The following is a 1,366-nucleotide window of genomic DNA, read 5'->3' on the forward strand; positions in this document are numbered from 1 at the left end:
AGCTCTGCCGCTTGTGGCTCTCAGTGATTGGCCGCCCGGCGCCCCACGACGACTCGGCTGCCAATTAGGAATTGCGAATGATCGCTCCGTAGGGAATCGACAGCGAGGTCGTCCGTCGGGAGGCACCAGTACAACACCGCACGGAGGCACCACATGGCCGCGATCTGGGCCGGAATCGACGCAGGCAAAGTTCATCACCACTGCGTCGCCATCGACGAGAGCGGCCGCCGGCTGCTGTCCCGACGTGTTACCAACGACGAGCCCGAACTGCTCGAACTCCTCGCCGACGTCCTGGCTTTGGGCGAGGAGGTGACCTGGGGCATAGATCTGGCCGACGGCGGAGCCGCCCTGGCCATCGCGATCCTGCTCAACCACGACCAGCCGGTGCTCTACATCTCCGGTCGGGCCATCCACCGCGCCTCCGAGAGCTATCGAGGCGAGGGCAAGACCGATGCCAAGGACGCCGCGGTCATCGCCGACCAGGTCCGCGTCCGCCGCGACCTGCACCCTTTACGCACGGGCGACGAGACCGTGACCGACCTCAAGATCCTCACCGGCCGCCGCATGGACCTGGTCGCCGACCGCACCCGCACCGTCAACCGCTTGCGAGCCCAGCTCACCGGCGTCTTCCCCGGCCTGGAACGGGCGTTGGACCTGACCAACACCGGCCCGCTCACGTTGCTGACCGGCTACCAGACCCCGGCAGCCATCCGCCGAATCGGTGCCAAGAGGCTGGAGACCTGGCTGCGCAACCGCCACGTCGTCCGCCCCGACCGGCTCGCCGAGATCGCCGTCCAGGCCGCCGAACGGCAGCACACCAGCCTGCCCGGCGAGAAGCTGGCCGCCGAGCTGGTGCACAGGCTGGCGAAGGAGGTGATGGGCCTCAACCAGCAGGTCGCCGAGCTCGACAAGGTCATCGAGGCCCGGTTTCGCGACCACCACGCCTTCGACGTGATCACCAGCATGCCCGGCCTGGGCATCATCCTCGGCGCAGAGTTCCTGGCCGCCACCGGCGGCGACATGACGGTCTTCGCCACCGCCGACCGCCTCGCCGGCTTCGGCGGCGTCGCACCAGTGCCCCGCGACTCCGGGAAGATCAGCGGCAACCTGCGGCGCCCTCAGCGATACAACCGCCGCCTCCAACGTGTCTTCTACACCTCGGCGTTGTTCAGCATCCGGCACTGCGAGGAATCGCGCCGGTTCTACGACCGCAAACGCGCCGAGGGCAAACGCCACACCCAGGCCGTCCTCGCCCTTGCCCGCCGTCGCGTCAACGTCCTCTGGGCACTCCTCCGCGACGGGCGATGCTACGAACTCACCCCGCCCAGTGCTCACGCGGCTTGACAGACCGCATTAGGAATCACTG

1 protein-coding gene is annotated in these 1,366 nt (G+C 68.2%); it reads left to right on the forward strand.

Translation table 11 applies throughout. The annotated features are described in order from the left end of the window. The first annotated feature begins 153 nt into the window (after window positions 1-153). On the forward strand, window positions 154-1,344 hold the full coding sequence (locus ACFWPS_RS53995) for an IS110 family transposase (protein ID WP_383721925.1): 1,191 nt from the start codon (window positions 154-156) through the stop codon (window positions 1,342-1,344). Window positions 1,345-1,366 lie beyond the last annotated feature (22 nt).

The organism is Streptomyces sp. NPDC058457, from assembly GCF_042720695.1.
GTDB lineage: Bacteria > Actinomycetota > Actinomycetes > Streptomycetales > Streptomycetaceae > Streptomyces.

What these genes read in the sequence shown, in the direction of transcription:
- ACFWPS_RS53995 (WP_383721925.1), top strand. Translation starts at nt 154, where the DNA reads ATGGCCGCGATCTGGGCCGGAATCGACGCAGGCAAAGTTCATCACCAC.